Genomic DNA, 21863 nt, shown 5'->3' on the forward strand with positions numbered 1-21863 from the left:
CCGATCGATCCGACGCAAATGGGTTCCGTCGCACGAACGCGTCCCGTGCAGCAGTGGTGGGCGCTGACCGGCCGAGGGGTCTCCAAGGTCTTCCGTAACGGCGAGGCGGTCTTCGCGTTCATCTCACCGATGTTCCTCGCCGTCTGCTTCTACCTCCCGTTGAGCAACATCATGGATGCCGCTCCGGGCATGAACTACGGGCAGTTCCTGATGCCGATCATCCTGCTTCAGTCGGTCGGTTTCGCCGCGTCCTCGGCAGCAATGCGTGCCGCATTCGACGGCGCCGAGGGCATCAACACCCGCTTCCGCGTGCTGCCGATGCCCGCTGCCGTCCCGATGCTGGCTCGAACGGCGACCAACGCGTCACTTCTTGCAATCTCGCTGGCGTGCGGCGCGGTCGCGTGCATCGTGATCGGATGGCGACCGCAAGGGGGCCCGGTCGACACCGTCGCGCTGTTTGCGCTCACCGGTCTGATCGGCATCCTGATTGCGCTCCTCGCCGACGGTATCGGTCTGGTGGCCCGCACACCTGAGGCGACGAGCCAGGCAATGGCACTTCCGACGCTCATCCTGGGGATGCTCTCGACCGGGTTCGTGCCGCTCTCACAGTTCCCCGAATGGATTCAGCCATTCGTCCGGAACCAGCCGATCTCCCAACTGACCACGGCGATGAGAGCGCTTGACAGTGGAGTGGCGACCTGGGAGCTGCTTCGCCCATCGGTCTGGTGGTGCGCGGGGCTGGCCGCCGCCGCGGTCGCGCTCCTGGCTCTGGGTAACCGGAGGATTCAGACATGACGACACACTCGCCGGTGGCAGCTCGCCCGGCTTCGGAGAGCTCGTTCTCTGGATGGTTGGCGCATACGCGGCCGCTGATCGGCCGGCAGGTTCTGGTGTACCTCCGGGATTGGCCGACGCTCGTGCAGTCGCTGCTGTTCCCCGCGTTGAGTATGGTCATGTTCAAAGTGGTGCTCGGCGACACGATCGGTGCGGCCACTGGGCAGAACTCGGCATACGGCACCGTCCCCCTGGTGATCCTTGTCGCGGCGATGTTCGGTTCCATCGCATCGGCCACGCGGCTCAACCGTGAACGATCGACTGGTCTGCTGGCGCGGCTGTATGTGCTGCCGATCAACCGCGCGGCGGATCTCACGTCCCGGGTAGCCTCTGAGATGATCCGGATTCTGTTCACTACTGCCGCGTTGCTGGCAGCCGGGCACCTCATCGGGTTCCGGTTTACCCAGGGCCTGGGTCCGGCGATCGGACTCTTCCTGGTCGCATTGGCGTATGGGGCGGCTTTCGCCTGTATGACCCTGGCTCTCGCGGTGAACACGCGACCCGGCGCCCCACTCGTGCCATATCTCGGCCTGTTCTCCAGCCTTTTGATGTTCTTCAACTCCGGATTCTCGCCGGTAGAGGCGTATCCGTCGTGGCTTCAGCCGGTAGTGGCCAATCAGCCGATGACACCTGCGATCGACGCGATGCGAAGTCTCGCGGCAGGTGGGCCGCTCACCGAGAGCCTGACGAAGGTCACGATCTGGGTTTTGGTGATTCTCTCTTTATCCGTTTATCCCGCGCTGCGCGGCTATCGGAAAGCCGCGCGCGATCGATGAGTCGATGTTCGACGCGACTTGGGCCATTCGTGCGTGGTGCTGCACTCTGGAACGGGAAAAAGACCATAGTGTCGTAACCGCCGACATCGGACCGTGAAAGGGGGATTGCTATTCCACCTGGTGGGTAAGTCGATGAGCTGACGGTTCCGCTGTAACGGTGCTCCTACCATGCACGATAGATAGAGGCGTCACCCGACGCTCCCGGGCGCGGCACCCACCCGTAAGTGAAATAGGATCGAATACTTGTGTAGGCGTTCGGAATGGTGCGTTCGATGGTTCACCGGCCGGGATCGTGCGAGGTCCTGATCGACTGCAGGACTAACGAGGGAGTGTTCAGAGGACGTGGCAATCGCCGATTACCGTGCCGGTACGCCGGGTGACGTGGACGAGACCATTCAGGTCCTCCCGCTCACCGCGGCGCAGCGCGGCATGTGGTTCGCCGAATCGCTGTCGTCCGAATACTCGGTCAACATCGCCCAGTACGTGGACATCCGCCACGCGCCGGGCGGACTGGACATCGACCTCTTCGCCCGGTGTTGTGAAGAGGTCGGCAAACTCGTCGAGTCGCCGTTCGTCCGTCTCACCGAGATCGACGGCATCCCCATGCAGTACGTCGATGTCGACTTCGACCAGACCGTCGACATCCTCGACTTCCGTTCCGAGGCCGACCCGGTCGCCGCGGCGATGGCCTGGATGCAGGCCGAGTACCGCCAGCCGGTGGATCTCCTCACCGACCAGTTCATCGTCGTCTCGATCCTGTTGATCGCCGACGATCGCACGTTCTGGTACAACCGCGCCCACCACATCATCATCGACGGCTACGCCGCGCTGTCGATCTTGCGGCGCACGGTCGACCGCTACAACGCTCTCCGCCGAGGGGACGAACCGCGCGACAAGTCGCCGGCCACCATGGCCGACATCGTCGCCTACGAGGAGGCGTACCAGGGCAGCACCCGGCGGGAAACCGACCGCGCGCACTGGCTCGAACGCGTCGCGGACCTGCCGGAGCGGGTGACGCTGTCCAAGGTCGGCACCACCGGTTCGCTGTCGTTCGACAATGTCGTGGCCAGTGCAGCTCTCGACCCGGACCGGCAACGCCGGTACGAGGCCCTCGCCGGTGAGCTGAACAGTTCGCTGGCCGTCCTGATGACCTCGGCGTTCGGCGCGTTCCTGGCGCGCATGAGCAACCACGACGACATCGTCCTCAGCCTCCCGGTCACCGGCCGGGCCACCGCCAAGATCAAGATCTCCGGTGGCATGGTGTCCAACATCTTGCCGATACGGTTGCGTGAGGTGGCCTCGAAGTCGGTGCGAGAGCTGATCCAGACCGCGCAGCTCGAACTGACCGGCGCACTGCGGCACCAGCGCTACCGCTCCGACGACATCCGCCGCGACGCCGGTCTCGATCAGAGTTCGGTCTCGTTCGGACCCACCATCAACATGGTGTTCTTCGACGAGCAGGTCGCCATCGACGGCACCGAGATGGAGTACCGGATCCTGACTTCGGGCATCCTCGAGGATCTGCTGATCAACCTGTACCAGTCGAGCCCCGGCGCACCGCTCGTCGTGGACCTGCACGGCAACCCGCATCTGTACGCACCGGCCGAACTCGACGCTCTGCACCAGCGATTCCTGACGTTCCTGGACCGGTTCCTGTCGGAGGAGGCACTCGACACCCCCGTCGCCGACGTCGGCCTGCTCGTGGACACCGATCGCCGTCTGCTCGAGGCACTTCCACAGCCACGACCGCGGGCGACCACGCCGACCCTCGTCGAGATGTTCGACGAGGTCGCGACCGCTCATCGTCACCGGGGCGCGGTCTCCGACGCCGGCGGCACGACCCTCAGTTACGCCGAACTCGCGAGCCGCTCGGACGCGATGGCGCGATCGTTGCACGCTCGCGGTATCGGAGCAGGCGACCTGGTCGGCGTCGCGACGGCGCGCGACACGAGTCTCGTCGTCGTGATGCTGGCCGTGCTGAAGGTGGGAGCGGGATACCTGCCACTCGACACCGGCAATCCGGAAGAGCGTCTGCGCTACATCGTCGACGACGCCGCGCCGGCGTGCCTGATCGTCTCCGACGGCGATCGGCCCGGGTGGGCGGGGGAGTGCGAGGTCGTCGAGGCCGGACATCTCCTCGACGAGGCGGGGACTCCGGAAGTCGCCGCGGTCTCGGTACCGCGCGGCCCGCGGACCCCGGAGGCGACGGCCTACGTCATCTACACCTCCGGATCGACGGGGGCGCCCAAGGGTGTCGAGATCGTTCATCGGAACGTCGCCACGCTGCTCGACGCGGCGTCCGCCGACTTCGAGTTCACGCCCGAGGACGTGTGGTCGGTCTTCCACTCCTATGCCTTCGACTTCTCCGTGTGGGAGATCTTCGGCCCGCTGCTCACCGGCGGTCGTGCCGTGATCGTGGACCGAATGGTCGCCCGCGCGCCCGCCGAGTTCCTGCAGTTGCTCGCCGACGAGCAGATCACCGTGGCGTCCCTGACGCCTTCGGCGTTCAGCATCGTGGCCGACGTCCGGCGCCGGACGGGAACGTCGTTGGCGTTGCGCTACATCGTCTTCGGTGGCGAGGAGCTGCGCTTCGACGAGGTGCACAACTGGTACGAGGCGTTCGGTGACGAGATCGAACTCGTCAACATGTACGGCATCACCGAGACGACGGTCCACGTGACCTACCGTCCGCTCGATCCCGATCTGGTGCGCGATGAGAGTGCGAGCCTCATCGGCCGTCCGTTGAACTCGCTCGGCCTGCGGGTCCTCGACAACCGCCTGCGTCCGGTGCCCGAGGGTGCGGTCGGCGAGATCTACGTCGTCGGCGGACAACTCGCGCGCGGGTACCGCAACCGCCACGGCCTCACGGCGACCCGATTCGTCGCCGACCTGTACGGCACCGGCGAGCGGATGTACCGGTCCGGCGATCTCGGCCGGCGGATCGGTACCGATGTCCAGTATCTGGGGCGCGCCGACACCCAGGTGCAGTTGCGGGGATTCCGTGTGGAACTGGGCGAGGTCGAGACGGCGCTGCGTGCCGTCGACGGCGTCGCCGCGGCCGCTGCGGTCGTCACCGACGCGGCATCGGTCGGCGGGGCGAAACTGGTGGGATACGCGGTCGCCGAAAACAGCTGCGAGCTCGACGAAGCCGAAATCCGCGAGCAGGTCCGCGCCCATGTGCCCGGATACATGGTGCCCGACACCGTCATGCTGATCGACGAGCTGCCCCTCACCGCGAACGGCAAGCTGAACCGGCAGGCGCTGCCCGCGCCGGTGTTCGCGCGTGACGAACGGGTCGCCTACGTCGCGCCGTCGACTCCGCGGGAACGCGAAGTGGTCGCCATCGTCGAAGAGCTGCTCGACATCGAGCCGATCGGGCTGCAGGACAACATCTTCGCCCTCGGCGCGGACTCGCTCACCGCGGCCCGACTGGCGTCGCGCCTGCGCACCGTCGTCGGGCTCGACATCAAGCTGGCCAACGTCTTCGAGAGTCAGAGCCTCGGCGACATCATCCGGGTTGCGACACCGGTGACCGACGACGCCGCCGCGCGCCGGCCGGAGCTCGTGCCGCAGGCGCGCCCGGACCGGATTCCGCTGGCGTTCAGCCAACGTCGTCTCTGGTTCATCAACCGTCTGGACCCGACCTCGCCGGCCTACAACATCCCGGGAGCGGTGCGGCTCGGCGCCGACGTCGACGCCACCGCGCTGGCCGCGGCGATCGACGACGTCATCGCGCGGCACGAGCCGTTGCGGACGACGTTCCCCGACGAGGACGGGGAGACCTACCAGTTCATCCATTCGGCGCAGGCGGCGGCCGCGGCCCGGTTGTTCGACGTGGTCGATGTGGCACCCGCGGACACCGAACGCAGGCTCGCCGACTTCGCGGTGACCGGTTTCGACCTGAATTACGAATATCCGGTCCGCGCACGACTTTTCCGCTCCGTGGCGCCCGACGGAACGCTCGATCACGTCCTGATCGTCGTCATGCACCACATCGTGGGCGACGGCGCTTCGCTGGGACCGTTGATCACCGACGTCCTGACGGCCTACGCCGCGCGGCTCGCTCACGAGCAGCCTGCATGGCGCCCGCTGCCGGTGCAGTACGCCGACTACGCGTTGTGGCAGCGCGACGTCCTGGGGGAGGCCGCCGACGACACCTCGCTCATGTCGGCGCAGCTCGATTTCTGGCGCGCCGAACTGGCGGGGATGCCCGAGCTCATCTCGCTGCCCACCGATCGGGCTCGGCCCATCAGGCCCTCCGGCGCAGGCGGTTACGTCGACACCCTCCTCGACGCCGACACCGTCGCCCGGTTGCACGCGGTGGCCGCTCAGCACGGGGTGACCGTCTTCGCGATCTTCCATGCTGCGCTCGCCGTGGTGTTGTCGCGTCTCAGCGGCAGCGACGACGTCGCCATCGGGACCGCGATCGCCGGGCGGGACGAGCCGGAACTCGCCGACCTGATCGGCATGTTCGTCAACACGCTGGTGCTGCGCACCCGGGTGCACCCCGACACCGATCTCAACAGTCTGCTGCGCGAGGCCAATCACACTCGCGCGCAGGCCCTCAGCAATGCCGATGTGCCGTTCGAGCAGGTCGTCGACGCGGTGGGTGCGCGCCGCTCCACCTCGCATTCGCCGCTGTTCCAGGTCGAGCTGGTGATGCAGCACGATCAGGTCGAGCGGCTGTTCGAGGACGAGGCCGGCATCAGCCTCATCGACGCGCGGGCACCGTTCGCCAAGTACGACCTCTCGCTCAGTGTCGTCGAGTTCTCCGACGCCGGCGACCACGCCGGTCAGATCTCGGTGGCGTTCGGATATGCGCGTGATCTGTTCGACGAGCGCACGATCGAACGGTTCGCACGCTACCTCCACGATGTGTTGGGGACGATCGCGGGCTCGCTCGGGCGTGACGATGCCGGACAAGCGCTGCGCGTCGATGATCTCTTCGCGTTCCCCGAGGCCGAGGTGGACACGGTCCGGGGCTGGTCCCGCGGCGCCGCGCGGGAACTGTCCGCGCCGGATCTGTCGGCTGCGCTGCTGACCGGATATCGGCGGGATCCCGCCGCGGTGGCGTTGGTCTTCGCGGGCCGCGAGGTCACTTACGGCGAATTCGCTTCTCGTGCAACTGCTCTCGCGCGACAGCTGATCGACGACGGTGTGGGTCCGGACGTCGCGGTGGCCGTGTGCGTCCCGCGCTCGGTGGAACTACTCGTCGCGGTGCACGCCATCGTGCTGGCAGGTGGTCAGTACGTTCCGCTCGACACCGAGGCGCCGGTCGATCGCGCCGACTACATGCTCGAGACCGCCGGTACCCGGCGCGTACTCGTCGGACCAGGGCCCCGCCCCGCCGTGGTCGACGACCTCGCCGACCGCGTCACGGTCACCGTGGTCGACGCCGCGGCCGAGGTCGATCCGGGCGCGGCACCGCTCGCCTCGACCGAGCGTCGCGGGCCGCTCGGTCCGGAGAACGCCGCGTACACGATCTTCACGTCCGGGTCGACCGGACGCCCCAAGGGTGTCGTCGTGTCGCATCGCGCGATCGTCAACCGCCTCGACTGGATGCAGGAGAACTACACGCTCACCCAGCGCGACGTGGTTCTGCAGAAGACGCCGGTGACCTTCGATGTGTCGGTGTGGGAATTGTTCTGGCCCTTCATCTCCGGATCTCGGCTGGTGGTCGCCGAGCCCGGCGGGCACGGGGATCCGTCGTACCTCGTGGACATCATCCAGGACGCGGACGTGACCACACTGCATTTCGTGCCGTCCATGCTGTCGACCTTCCTCGACGTCGTCGGTGCGGACCGGCTGGCCGAACTGAGCTCGTTGCGTCAGGTGTTCACCTCGGGGGAGGCATTGACCGCCTCGACCGCGAGTGGCCTGCGCACCGCGCTGCCCGCCGTCGGGTTGCACAATCTGTACGGGCCCACCGAGGCCGCGGTCGACGTCACCGAGCACAACGTCCGCGGTTCGGAGACGGTCGTACCGATCGGGCGACCGGTGCCCAACACGACGATCCACGTCCTCGACCACCGGTTGCGTCCGCTCCCGGTCGGCGTGCCCGGTGAGATCTATCTCGGCGGCGTCCAACTGGCGCGTGGATACGTCTCGCAGGGCCGGCTCACCGCCGAACGCTTCGTGGCCGACCCGTATGGGCCGTCCGGGTCGCGGCTCTACCGCACCGGCGATCTCGGCAAGTGGAGCCCCGCCGGAGAGATCGAGTACCTGGGCCGCAACGACTTCCAGGTCAAGCTTCGGGGTCAGCGCCTCGAGCTCGGCGAGATCGAGTCGGCGCTGATGTCGGTGCCGGGCATCGTCCACACGGCGGTGACGGTCGCCGACCTCGCCGCCGGACAGAGCCTGGTGGCCTACTACTCGCCCGACTCCGTCAGCCCGGCCGAGGCCCAGTCGCATCTGACCGGGACGGTGCCGGAGTTCATGGTGCCGACGATCTGGATGCCGCTGTCGGGCATGCCGCTCAACTCGGCGGGCAAGGTCGATCGAAAAGCGTTGCCCGCGCCGGTGATCGAGACCGCCGAATTCGTGCCCGCGAGCACCGCGACCGAGCGGGTCATCGCCCGGGTGTTCGCCGATGTCCTGGGCGTGGACCGGATCAGCGTGGCCGAGTCGTTCTTCGACCTCGGCGGGAACTCGTTGAGCGCGACCAAGGTCGCGGCCCGGTTGTCGGCCGACCTCGAGGTCGACATCCCCGTCGCCGCGGTGTTCGACGCGCCGTCGGTGCGCGCGATGGCGACATTCGCCAGCGACCACGGAACTCCCTCGCGCCGGCCACGTCTGGTGGCTCGCACGCACGGGGACCGCGCGCCGTTGTCCGCCGTACAACGCGGCATGTGGTTGATCAACCGGGCCGATCCGGCGTCGCCGGCCTACAACGTCGCGATGGCGCTGCGACTGTCGGGACAGTTGGACACCGACGCCATCGGCGGCGCCATCGAGGACCTCATCGACCGCCACGAGTCGATGCGGACGCGCTATCCGCTGATCGACGGCGAGCCGATCCAGCTCGTGCTCGACCGGGACGCGGCACTCGAGTTGCTCGAGCGCAGCGTCGTCGACGTCGATGGCGACCCCGTGCCGGTGATCGCGGAGTTCACCGGCCGTGGCTTCGACGTCACGATCGCGCCGCCGCTGCGGATGATGTTGCTGCGGCTCACCGAGACCGAGCACATCCTGGTCTTCGTCGTCCACCACATCACCGCGGACGGCGCCTCGATGCTGCCACTGGCCACCGATGTCATGACCGCCTATTCGGCGAGGGCGGCCGGCCGCCGGCCGGAGTGGCAGCCGCTCGCGGTCCAGTACCTGGACTACACGCTGTGGCAGCAGGAGGCCCTTGCCGTCCCCGGGCCCGACGGGACGACCGAGGCGGACCGACAGCTCGCCTATTGGGCCGACCGGCTCCACAACGCGCCGGCCCGGCTGGAGTTGCCAACCGACCGTCCCCGCCCGCGGACGCCGTCCTTCGTCGGCGAGGAGGTGCGCTTCGACATCGACGGCGGCCTGGTGCACAAGCTCGAGGCGGTCGCGCGCCAGCACAACGCGACACTGTTCATGGTGATGCAGACCGCACTGGTGGTGCTTCTGAGTCGGCTGACCACCCAGCGCGACATCGTGATCGGCACCCCGTTCGCCGGGCGGGGTCAGCCCGAACTCGACGGCGTGGTCGGCATGTTCGTCAACACCCTGGCCCTGCGGTCGCGGCTCCAGGACGAAGAGAAGTTCGCCGAGCTGCTGCAGCGGGTCCGCGACGAGGACCTGGCGGACATGGCGAACGCCGAGATCCCGTTCGATACGATCGTGTCATCTGTTCTCTCCTCGCCGCCCACCAGTTACAACCCGATCTATCAGGTGATGTTCGCCTACCAGAACTTCACCATCCCCTCGCTCGACATGGACTCGATGACGATCGCACCGGTATCCGAGCAGTTGACCCCAGCCAAGGTGGATCTCCAGCTCACGTTGTTCCCGAACGACTTCGGTGCACCGGCAGCAAAGGACGCTGATTCAATGACGGGCCAGTTGATCTACGCCGCCGACATCTTCACCAAGAACACGGTCGAGAGCTGTGCGCAGCGGTACCTGCGAGTACTCGAGGAGGTGTCGGAGAACCCGCAGGTGCTGGTGGGCGACATCGACATCGTCACCGCGGCCGAACAGGCGGCGGCCGGTGACATCGCCGACGCCGAACGCGCCGTCTCGCTCCCCGATCTGGTGGCCCGTGCCACCGTCGCAGAGCCGGATGCGGTGGCGGCCGCACATCAGGATGCGCAGGTAACGTTCACGGTGCTGTCGTCGATCAGTGATGCGATGGCTGCCGCACTCCCTGACCCGGACTCTGCCCTCACCACCGCGCTGATGAGCTTGTTGCCCGGCCTCGCGGTGTCGGGGCCCGACGCACTCGGTGACGTACTGGGAGAGCTCCGCACCAACGCCCTCCGGGTTCTGGATGGCGCGCCGTGACCGGAGGCGGGTCCCGCGGGAACGAAGCAGTGCAGTCGACCAAAGGAATGACTCAGACGTGACCGATGTCGATTCAACGGCCTCCAACATTTCTCTCACCTGGGGCTCGCGGCCTTCGACATTGCACCTGATCGCCTTCTCGGCCGGCGTCGCACCCTCCGAGACCGCCTACGAGGCGGCGTCCGGTCCGGTCACCTTCGGTGAGCTGTACGCACGCGTCTCGGCAACGGCCCAGATCTTCATCGCGCAGGGGCTCGACACCGAGGCAGCCGTCGGCGCCGGGGTCACCCAGACCGAGGCCGCCGCCGGTCGCGCGCCCGCGGAGATCGCCGACGCCACCCGGCGCGCGATCGCGCTGATCCGAGAGCGGGCCCTGGAGCTGATCGGCAGTACCGACCTCGGCTCACTGCCCGGGCTCTTCCGTTCCGCCGTGGCCCGCCACGCCGACCGGCCCGCGGTCAGCGACGCGACCGGCACCGTACTGTCCTATCGCGAGCTCGACGATCGTTCCGAGGTGCTGGCCGGCGCACTCCGCGCCATCGGCGCAGGTTCGGGCGGCCTCGTCGGCGTCGCGCTCGCGCGCCGTGCCGAGCTGATCGTGGCCCTGCTCGCCGTCCTCAAGACCGGGGCCGCATACCTTCCTCTCGACCGCTCCCAGCCGGTCGCGCGCGCGCAGTCGATCATCGACGACGCCGCACCGCTGCTGGTGCTCGCCGACGCAGACCTCGCCGCGGCGTGGGACGTCATCGACGTGCGGTTCGCGGCGCCCGAGGAGTTGGCGGCCGGGGACCCTTCGAGACGCCCCTCCGCAAGCTCCGGGGCTCCTCAGGGGGCAGAGGAGGCACGCCCCTCCGCAAGCTACGGGGCTCCTCAGGGGGCAGAGGAGGCACGCCCCTCCGCAAGCTCCGGGGCTGTTCAGGGAGCGGGGGAGGCCCTCGACGAGCGGCTGCCGGCCTACCTGATCTACACCTCGGGTTCGACGGGCCGGCCGAAGGGCGTCGTCGTCTCGCATCACGAGGTCGTCGCGCTCATGAAGGCCGCGGCGCAGGAGTTCTCGTTCGGTCCGGACGACGTGTGGACGCTGTTCCACTCCTACGCGTTCGACTTCTCGGTCTGGGAGATCTGGGGACCGCTGGTCACCGGCGGACGCGTCGTCGTGGTCGACCAGGACACCACGCGCGATCCGGACGCCTTCGTCGAGCTGCTCGAGACCGAGCGGGTCACGGTGCTGAGCCAGACGCCGTCGGCCTTCTACCAGCTCATCACCGCACAGCGGCACAAGCAGGCCTCGTTTGCGCTGCGCTACATCGTGTTCGGTGGTGAGGCGCTGAGTTTCGAACAGGTCCGGCGGTGGTTCGACGACAACCCGGCCGACGGTGCGCAGCTGGTCAACATGTACGGCATCACCGAAACCACGGTGCACGTCAGCTATCGCGCGCTGGACCGCGACGCGGTGTCGGCGGGTGACGCGTCGTTCATCGGACGGCCGCTGTCGTCGCTGGACATCCACATCCTCGATTCGCGGCTGCGGCCGGTGCCCGAGGGTGTCATCGGCGAGATGTACGTCACCGGAACGCAACTCGCGCAGGGTTATCTGCGTCGAGCCGGTCTGAGCGCCACCCGGTTCGTTGCGAACCCGTTCGCGTCCAACGGTTCCGGCGACCGGATGTACAGGACCGGCGATCTGGCGCGCCGCGTCGGCGACGACATCGAGTACCTCGGTCGGGGCGACGCCCAGGTCCAGCTCCGCGGCTTCCGCATCGAATACGGCGAGGTCGAGGCCGCGCTGCTGGGCCTCGACGGGATCTCGGCGGGTGCGGCCAACGTCGTGGACCTGCCCGACCGTGGCGAGATCCTCGCCGCCTACGTGGTTCCCGAGCCGGGCGTCGAACTCGACGAACAACTCGTCCGCCGCCGAGTCGCGACCACGGTGCCGGAATACATGGTCCCCGACGTCGTCATGGCGGTCGAGCGGCTGCCGCTGACCCAGAACGGCAAACTCGACCGCGGCGCACTGCCGCGGCCGGTGCTGGCGTCGACGACCGAGTTCGTCGCGCCCGAGAACGACACCGAGGCGGCCCTGCGGGACATCTTCGCGGAGGTACTGGGTCTCGAGGACATCAGTGTCGTCGAGTCGGTGTTCGACGTCGGTGGTAACTCGCTGCTGGCCGCCCGCATCGTCGGCCGCGCCGCGGAGACGCTCGGCGTCGACCTCACCGTCCGTGACCTCTTCGACGCCCCGACGGTTCGCGACCTCGCACTGGCCGCGGCGTCGAAGCGCCCGGGGTTGCCCCCGATCGAGCCCGTCGCCGACCGTCCGGACCGCATCCCGCTGTCGCTTGCACAGCAGCGCATGTGGTTCATCAACCGGTTCGACCCGGCCTCGCCCGCCTACAACATCCCGATGGTCCTGCGGTTGTCGGGCGACGTGGACGCCGACGCGCTGCGTGCGGCGTTGCTCGACGTCATGACGCGCCACGAGGTCCTGCGGACCACCTATCCCGAAGCCGACGGCGACGCCTACCAACTCGTCCACGACCCCTCGGCGGCGGCTGCGATGCTCGACTGGCGCGAGGTGCCGCAAGCGGCGCTGCCGCAGGTGATGCTCGGCGGGTTCGACCTGGTCGCGGAACTGCCGGTGCGCGTTGGGTTCTCCCGGATCTCGGACACCGAGGCGGTCCTCGGCATGGTGGTGCACCACATCTCGTGTGACGGCGAATCACTGGCGCCGCTGGTGACCGACCTGATCACCGCGTACACCGCACGGGTCGCCGGGCGTGCGCCCGCGTTCGAACCGCTGCCGGTCCAGATGGCCGACGTCGCGCTGTGGCAGCGTCGGGTGTTCGGCGCCGCCACCGACGACTCCTCGCTCATCGGGGCACAGCTCCAGTACTGGGCGCGGCAACTCGACGGCGCGCCCGACGTGCTCGAGCTGCCCACCGACCGTCCACGTCCGGCCGTGGCCTCACAGCGCGGTGCACGCGTCGAATTCAGTGTGCCGCAGGAGGTCTCGGAGCGCGTTGCGCGTCTGGCCCGCGATCGCGGGCTGACCCCGTTCATGGTCGCGCATGCGGCGCTCGCGGTGTTGCTGTCGCGCCTGTCCGCGACCGAGGACATCACCGTCGGAACGCCGATCGCCGGTCGTGGCCAGTCGATCCTCGACCCGATGGTCGGGATGTTCGTCAACACGTTGGTCCTCCGGACCGGAGTCGACTCCTCGGCCGGCTTCGGCCAGCTGCTCGACGACGTCCGCCGCACCGATCTCGAGGCCTTCGCGAACGCGGACATCCCCTTCGAGGCGGTCGTCGAACGGGTGAACCCGCTGCGCACCGAGGCCTACGCGCCCCTCGCGCAGGTGTGGCTCGCCTTCGACCAGTCCGCCATCGCCGACCTGGCCTCGCAGACGCTGACGATCGGCGGGGGGACGATCGGCGAGGCCGGCGGCCTGGCCGTGACCCCGGCCGAACCGGACGAACTCTCCGCGCGCGTCGACCTGACCGTCGGCATCGCCGACAACGGCGACAACTGGCAGGGCTCGGTGCTCTATGCGACCGACCTGTACGACGCGGAATCGGTGCGCCTGTTCGCCGATCGGTTCGTCCGCCTTCTCGACGCCCTGACCGCGGACCCGGATGCGCCTGTCGGCGACGCCGAGCTGATGACCTCGGCCGAGCACGAGGCGATCGAACGATGGGTCGGTGCGGCTGACACCGACGCCGGTCCCGGGCAGGTCGTCACGGTCGCGGATGCGCTGGCGGACTCGTTCGTCCGCAACGCTTCCCGCCCCGCCGTTCGCGCGGGCGGGCGCACCTACGACCATGCCGAGTACGGTGCGCTGGTCCACGCGTTCGCACGACGACTGCTCGAGCAGGGTGTCGGGCCGGATGTGGCAGTCGCGGTTGCCGTTCCGCGGTCGGTCGAGATGCTCGTCGCGATCCACGGGATCGTGCTCGCCGGCGGAACCTACGTGCCGATCGACCCAGAGGCGCCGGCCGAGGTCGTCCGCCGGCAGCTGGCGCTGTCCGGTGCGTCGACGGTGGTCGTCGCCGGGGCACGTCCGAGCTGGGCCGAGGCCGCGTCCGCCGTTCCGGAAACCTTCGTCACCGTCGATCTCGACGCGCTCGCGACCGCTGCGTCGGCTCCCCTCACCCCCGCGGATCGTCCGGTGGCGCTGCGCGCCGGGCACCCGGTCTACACGCTGTTCACCTCGGGCTCGACCGGACAGCCCAAGGGTGTGACGGTCACCCACCGGGGCCTGCACGACATGCTGTCCTGGTTCGGGGCCTACACCGGTGACCCGGCGGACGAACGGGTGCTGGTGAAGACCCCCTACACCTTCGACGCCTCGGTCTGGGAGCTGTTCTGGCCGTTCGTCGCGGGCGCCACCGCCGTGGTCGCAGCACCCGACGGCCACCGTGATCCGGCGCATCTCGCCCGCGTCATCGCCGACGAGCGGGTCACCTCCGTCCAGTTCGTGCCATCGCTGCTCGCGGTGTTCCTCGACGAGAGCTTCGATCCCGCCACCGGTCTGTCCTCGGTGCGTCAGATCTTCACCGGCGGTGAGTCACTCACCCCCGCGGTGACGCAGGAGACGCTTGCGGCCGCCCCGCACGCGGTGGTCGTCAACCAGTACGGGCCGACCGAGATGACGGTGGACGCGACGATCCGGCCCCTGGTCGAACCGGTCGAGGTCGTCACCATCGGCCGCCCGGCACCGGGCGTGACGGCCCGGGTCCTCGACAACCGCCTCCGCCCGGTGCCGCCCGGCGTTCCCGGCGAGCTGTACCTGGGTGGCGCGCAGATGGCCCGCGGGTATGCCGGCGCGCCGGCGCTGACCGCCCAGGCGTTCGTCGCCGACCCGGCCGGCCCAGCGGGCTCGCGGCTGTACCGAACCGGCGACCTCGCACGCTGGCGCGCCGACGGTGAACTCGAGTATCTCGGCCGCGCCGACTTCCAGGTCAAGATCCACGGACAGCGCATCGAACTCGGCGAGACCGAGGCAGTCCTGTCCGCCGCGCCGGGCGTGGTCGCCGCTGCTGCCGCGGTGACCACCACCTCCGCGGGTGATGCGCTCGTCGCCTACCTGACGGGCCATCCGGGCGACACCGTGGACGTCGACACGGTCCGCGCCTTCGCCGCGGAACGGTTGCTCACCCACCTGCGCCCGACACTGTGGGTCGTCCTCGACGAGATGCCCCGTAACGCCTCCGGCAAGGTCGACCGGCGCGCGCTGCCGGCGCCCACCGTGTCCAAGTCCGAGATCGTCGAGCCGACGACGCCGGCCGAGCAGGCCCTGGCCGCTGTCGTCGCCGAGGTCCTCGGGGTCGAGCGGGTCTCGGTCGTCGACTCCTTCTTCGATCTCGGCGGCAACTCCCTGGCCGCGATGCGGGTCGCGGCCCGCGCCGGTGCGGCGCTCGGCGTCGAGGTCAGCGTCCGCGACCTCTTCGACGCACCGAGCGTGCGTGAGCTCGCGCAGCGCGTCGCCGACCGCGTACCCGGCCTCCCGCCGGTCACCGCGGTGCGCCCGCGCCCGGATAAGATCCCGCTGTCCTATGCGCAGCAACGTATCTGGTTCATCAACCAGTTCGACACCAGCTCGGCGGCCTACAACATCCCGATTGCCCTGCGCCTGCGTGGCAAGCTCGACCTCGCCGCGCTGCGTGCCGCGATGGTCGACGTCGTCGAGCGTCAGGAAGTGCTCCGCACGGTGTTCCCGTCGATCGACGGCGCACCGCGACAGGTCATCGGGGACGCGACCGGTGTGGGCGCCGAACTCGACTGGGCTGTCGTCGACGAGGAATCCGACCTGTTCGCCGCCGCCGGTGCGGGTTTCGACGTCGCCGTGCAGCGACCGATCCGCATCCGCGTGCATCGCGTCGACGACCTCGAGCACATCGTCCTCATCGTGATCCACCACATCGCCGGCGACGGCGAATCGATGCGCCCGCTCGTCACCGACGTGGTGACCGCGTATGTCGCGCGCTCCCAAGGTCGTTCGCCCGACTTCGCCGAGCTGGAGGTGCAGTTCGCCGACGTCGCGCTCTGGCAACGTCGTGAGCTCGGTTCGATCGACGACCCGGATTCGCGGGTCTCGGCGCAGGTCGACTACTGGCGCACCGCGCTGGCCGGGCTTCCCGAGGTGCTCGAACTCCCCGCCGACCGTCCGCGTCCGAAGGTCGCGTCGATGGCCGGCGCCGAAGTCGGTTTCGAGATCGACTCGGCGACAGCAGATCTCGTCCGAAATCTCGCCACCGAGCGTGGTGTCACCGAGTTCATGGTCATCCATGCGGCACTGGCGGTGCTGCTGTCGCGACTCTCGGCCACCGACGACATCGCCATCGGCACCCCGATCGCCGGACGCGGCGACGCCGCGCTGGATCCGCTGGTCGGCATGTTCGTGAACACGCTCGTGCTGCGGACCGTGGTCGACCCGGCGCAGCGGTTCGCCGACCTTCTCGACGCCGTGCGGGTCACCGATCTCGACGCCTTCGCCCACGCCGATGCCCCCTTCGAGGCGGTCGTGGACGCACTCGCGCCGTCACGTTCGGAGGCCTTCGCGCCGCTGACGCAGATCCTGCTGACCGTCGACCCCACTCCCGCGGATCCGTCCACTCTCGTCGCCGACATCGACGAGCTCGCGGTGGAAGTGGTGGAGACCGAGGAGAACTCGGCCAAGGTGGACCTGACGGTCGGACTCCGCGGGGGTCGCGCCGGGTCCTGGATCGGCCGGGTCAACTACGCCACGGACCTGTTCGACGAGGCGACGGTCGCGCGGATGATGGATCGATTCGCGCGGTTGCTGCACGAGCTGGTCACCGACGCGACCGTGCCGGTCGGTGACGCCGACCTGTTCGACACCGACGAGCGCGAGCTGCTGACCCCCGTGGGCCGTCAGCCCGCGACGCCGGCCGTGCCGCTGGCCGAGCTGTTCGCCGTCGCGGTCCGGCGCGGCGGAGCGGACCGGACCGCGGTCGTCGACCCCGAGCGGTCATTGACGTACGGCGAGCTCGATGCCGCGTCGAACCGGCTGGCTCGTCACCTGCTGGATCGGGGCATCGGCCGCGGCACCCTGGTCGCGCTGCTCATCCCGCGGTCGGCGGAACTGATGGTCGCGATCTGGGCGGTGGCCAAGACCGGGGCCGGGTACGTACCGATCGACCCGGATTACCCGGCGGATCGCGTGTCGCACATGATCACCGATTCCGGTGCGCGGCTCGGGCTCACGCTCGGCGACGTGGCCGGGCCCGGGATTCCCGGCAGCGAGTGGCTGGAACTGGACTCGCCGGAGCTCATCGAAGCCGTCGCGGCGGCCAGTGATTCGCCTGTGACCGACGCCGACCGGCCGAGCGCGGTCGGGGCCGACGACACGGCCTACGTGATCTACACGTCCGGATCGACCGGTACGCCCAAGGGCGTCGAGGTCACCGCGGGCGGCCTGCGCAACTTCGGCGTCGAGGCCGCGGAGAAATCCGGAATCACCCCGGACTCACGCGTCCTGGGTTTCGCCTCACCCAGTTTCGACGCCTTCGTACTCGAGTATCTGCTCGCCTTCACCGTGGGTGCCTCCGTCGTGTACCGGCACCGCGACGCGGTGGCCGGTGCACCGCTCGCGGACTTCATGCGCGAGCACCGCGTGACCCATACATTCCTCACCCCGACAGTGCTCGCCTCCCTCGATCCGGCCGACCTCCCGGATCTGCACACCGTCTACGCGGGCGGTGAGGCGGTCCCGGACACCTTGCGTGACCGCTGGGCACCACTGGTGCGCTTCCAGAACCTCTACGGACCCACCGAGACCACGATCGGTGTCGCGATCGGCCCGCCCATGCGGGTCGAGGAACCGGTCCTCGTCGGACCGCCGATCGGCGGCGTCGACCTGCTGGTGCTCGACTCCCGGCTCCGCCCCGTTCCGGTCGGGGTGGCGGGCGAACTGTACGTGAGCGGCCCGGCCCTGGCGCGCGGCTACCGCGCGCGCCGCGGTCTGACCGCGGAGCGCTTCGTCGCCAACCCCTTCGGCGCGCCGGGCGACCGGATCTATCGCACCGGGGACATCGTCCGCTGGGCCCGTGACCGCGACGGGTCGCTCTCGGTGGACTATGTCGGTCGTAGCGACGACCAGATCAAGCTTCGCGGTCTGCGTATCGAACTCGGCGAGATCGAGAGTGCGCTCGGCGATCACCCCGCGGTGGCCTCCGCGGTCGTCGTCGGCGTCGACTCCGACGGCGGGCTCGCCGCGAGTGGACAGTCGGTCGTCGCGGCGCTCGCCGCCTACGTGGTGTTGCGCGACGCAGTCGACATCGCCACGCTGCGTGAGCATCTCGCCGACCGGTTGCCGTTGTTCATGGTGCCGGCCGGGATCGTCGTGCTCGACGCACTGCCGCTGACCCCGGTGGGCAAGCTCGATCGTCGGGCACTCCCCGCGCCGACCATCGAGGTCGACTCCGATCACGTCGACGCCGAGACGCCGGTCGAGCAGCAGCTCGCCACGATCATCGCCGGACTCCTGGGTCTCGAACGCGTCAGCGTCACCGACTCCTTCTTCGCCCTCGGCGGCGATTCCATCATGTCCATTCAGGTCGCTTCGGCCGCGCGGGCCGCCGGGATCGATGTGTCGCCTCGAGACATCTTCGAGCACAAGACCGTTCGGGCGATTGCCCGCGCCGTCGGCGCCCGTGGCGAGCGGGTGCCCGCCCTCGAGGAACCGGCCGGCGGCGGGATCGGCCCGATGGCCGTGCCGCCGGTGGTCTCGTGGATCCTCGATCAGACCGACGTGGTCACCGACTTCGCCGATTTCTCCCAGTCCATGGTGCTGACCGCGCCGGCCGGACTCACCGTCGAGATCGCGCAGGAACTCCTCGCGCAGGTCGTGTCCGTGCATCCGATGCTCAGCGCGGCGGTCGAACCCGGGCAGGCCGATGGCGAATGGCTCATGCGCACCGGCGTCGCCCCACTGCATCCCGGCGCCGTCACCGCCCTCGCGAGTCCGGTACGGACCGCCGACCTCGGCTTCTCCGACACCGTCGTCGCGGCCTTCGAGGACGCCTCGCGGCGTCTCGACCCGACCACCGGGCAGCTCGTCGCGGCCGTTCTGGTCACCGACCCCGACGCCGCCGCACGGCTCGTCGTCGTCATCCACCACCTGGGCGTCGACGCCGTCTCGTGGCGGGTCATCATCGAGGACCTGCTGACCGCGTGGGCGCAACATCAAGGCGGTCAGGCGTATTCGTTGCGACCGGAGGTCACCTCGGCGCGCGCCTTCACCGCCGCGCTCGATGCCCAGCGGGCCGGGCGATCCGACGAGCTGCGCTACTGGCTCGAACGGTCGCCGGAACGGGTCACCGACCTCGGGGCGGAGGTCGACCGCACGCGTGACCGCATGTCGACCACCGAGACCGTGGTGCACACGGTCGGCTCGTCGGTGACCGAGGCGCTGCTGACGTCGGTGCCGACCGCCTTCCGCGGCAACGTCAACGACGCTCTCGTGGCTGCTCTGGCGCGCGCTGTCCGGTCGTGGCAGCAGGCCCGGGGCATCGCCGACGACCGGCCGGTGACCATCCTGCTCGAGGGTCACGGCCGATACGAGGAAACCCTGCTACGCGGAACCGATCCGCGGACCGTGGATCTGTCCCGGACCGTCGGGTGGTTCACGACCATCGCGCCGATGGCCGTCGACGTCCGCGGTGACGCCGTCCACACGGTCAAGCTCGCCAAGGAGGAGCGGGTCGGCCAGCCCGACAACGGGATCGGTTACGGACTCCTCCGCTACGGCGACACCGAGCTGTCCCGGCGACCGTTGCCGAGTATCGGCTTCAACTACCTCGGCAACGTCGCGGGAACCGGGGCCGGCGGCGAGAACGCCTCGGCCGTGGGCGAGGCGGGCATGCCATTCCTGCCCGACCCCGCCGCACCGCGCCTGCCCGGCACGGTCACCGGCGCCATGGTCGTGCCGAACCTGCTGAGCATCAACGCGGGAATCGCGATCGGCGACAGCGGTCGCGAGTTCGTCGCGGGATTCACGTTCCCGCGCGGCGCGATCGACACCGAGGCGGTCGACGACCTCGCGCGGCGCTGGGACGCCGAGCTCGCGACCATCGTCGACGAGGTCGCCCGCGTCGGCGATCCGGGACTCTCCCCGTCGGATGTCCTCGGTGCGCGCGTCACCCAGGACGATCTCGATCACCTGGCCCGGCGGTATCCGGGCGCCGACGTGTGGCCGCTGTCGCCGCTGCAGCGCGGCCTGCAGTTCCAGGCCGAACTCGCCGCGGCGGGCCGCGAAGCCGGGGCGGTCGACGTCTACACCGCGCAGGCGGTTCTCACGCTCAAGGGTGAGGTCGACGCCACCCGTCTCGCCGAGGCCGTGCGCGAGGTCTTCGCCCGCCATCGGGTACTCCGCTCCAGTTTCGTCCGGGTACCCAGCGGCGAGGTCGTCGCGGTGGTTCCGGAGACGGTCGAGATCCCCTGGCGGACAGTGGACGCCGATAACGGCGACGACGCGATCGACGCGGTCGCGCAGGTCGAACGCGCGACGCCGTTCGACCTCGAGTCCGGCCCGCTCATGCGGTTCGTCCTCGTCCGCAGTGGCACACGCTCTACGTTGGTCGTCACCAGCCACCACATCCTGATCGACGGCTGGTCGAGCCCGCTGATCATGGCCGACCTGTTCGCGCTGTACGCCACCGGTCAGACCTACACCGGCACCGTCGCCGCCGAATCCGGGGCTCGGGGAGACTACTTCGACTACCTGCGGTACATCGCCGCCTCCGACACCGAAGCGGGACTGGCGGCCTGGCGGTCGGTGCTGTCCGCCGTCGACGAGCCGACCCTCGTCGGCTCCGGCCGCGAGGCGACCTCCGATCAGCTTCCGCGCGATCACAGCGTGCTGCTCCCGGCCGAGATCACCTCCGCCGTCGACGACCTCACGCGCGCACGGGGAGTCACCGTCTCGACGGTGATGCAGTTCGCCTGGGCGGTGCTGCTCTCGCGCATCACCGGCCAGCGCACGGTCGTCTTCGGCGAGACCGTCTCCGGACGTCCGGCCGATCTGGACGGCGTCGAGACGATGGTCGGCCTCTTCATCAACACCTTGCCCGCGGTCGCGGACGTCGACCCGGGCGCCCGCGCCGCCGACGTCCTCGACGCGCTGCAGTCCTCGAAGGTCGCGGTGCTCGACCACCAGCACCTCGGACTGCCCGAGCTGACCGCACTCGTCGGTCGCGGACAGCTGTTCGACACCCTCGCGGTGCACGAGTCCTATCCGGTCGACGCCCAGTCCCTGAAGCAGGGGGCCGACGCCGGCGGCATCGGGATCGAGGACCTCGACGCCACCGACTCGACCCACTACCCGCTCAACCTGGTGACCGGCGTGGTCGGCGACCAGATCGAGCTGAAACTGAAGTATCTGCCCGCCGCCTTCGACGAGCGGCAGGTGCAGGTCTACTCGGATGCGTTGATCCGCATCCTCGCGACCCTCGTCGCCGACCCGGCCACGGAGGTCGGGGCCATCTCCCTGCTCGACGACGCCGGATACCGCAGCGGGCTCACGCCGCCGGTCACCCGGACCCGCAACACCGATGTCTCGCTCGCCGAGTTGTTCGCGCGGGCAGCGCGCGCGCATGCCGATCGTCCGGCGGTCACCGACACCACGTCCACACTCGACTACCGCGAGATCGACGAGCGTTCCGCCGCGGTCGCCGCGGCCCTGCGCGCGCGTGGGGTGTCCACCGGCGATCTCGTCGCCGTGGCGACCTCCCGCGGCGTCGATCTCGTTTCCTCGAT

Annotated in this window: 4 protein-coding genes; all 4 read left to right on the plus strand. The window is 69.2% G+C overall.

Annotated features, from left to right (window positions below):
• Positions 1 to 18 precede the first annotated feature (18 nt).
• Positions 19 to 795 carry an ABC transporter permease gene (locus ACFVHY_RS22650; protein WP_390275596.1) on the plus strand — a complete coding sequence of 259 codons (777 nt, stop codon included), beginning with the start codon at positions 19 to 21 and terminating at the stop codon, positions 793 to 795.
• Positions 792 to 1610: an ABC transporter permease gene (locus ACFVHY_RS22655; protein WP_390275591.1), complete on the plus strand. Its 819-nt coding sequence runs from the start codon at positions 792 to 794 to the stop codon at positions 1608 to 1610. Before ACFVHY_RS22650 ends, ACFVHY_RS22655 begins: the two co-directional genes overlap by 4 nt.
• A gap of 342 nt (positions 1611 to 1952) precedes the next feature.
• Positions 1953 to 10088 (plus strand): amino acid adenylation domain-containing protein, encoded by an 8136-nt coding sequence (locus ACFVHY_RS22660; protein ID WP_390275593.1) that lies wholly within the window; start codon positions 1953 to 1955, stop codon positions 10086 to 10088.
• Between the two features lie 58 nt (positions 10089 to 10146).
• Positions 10147 to 21863: amino acid adenylation domain-containing protein (locus ACFVHY_RS22665; protein WP_390275594.1), on the plus strand; the 11717-nt coding region annotated here is incomplete at its 3' end.

The sequence above is a fragment of the Gordonia sp. NPDC127522 genome (assembly GCF_042672305.1).
GTDB lineage: Bacteria > Actinomycetota > Actinomycetes > Mycobacteriales > Mycobacteriaceae > Gordonia > Gordonia hongkongensis.

Coding starts and splice junctions, on each gene's coding strand:
- ACFVHY_RS22650 (WP_390275596.1), top strand. CDS start 19: ATGGGTTCCGTCGCACGAACGCGTCCCGTGCAGCAGTGGTGGGCGCTG.
- ACFVHY_RS22655 (WP_390275591.1), top strand. CDS start 792: ATGACGACACACTCGCCGGTGGCAGCTCGCCCGGCTTCGGAGAGCTCG.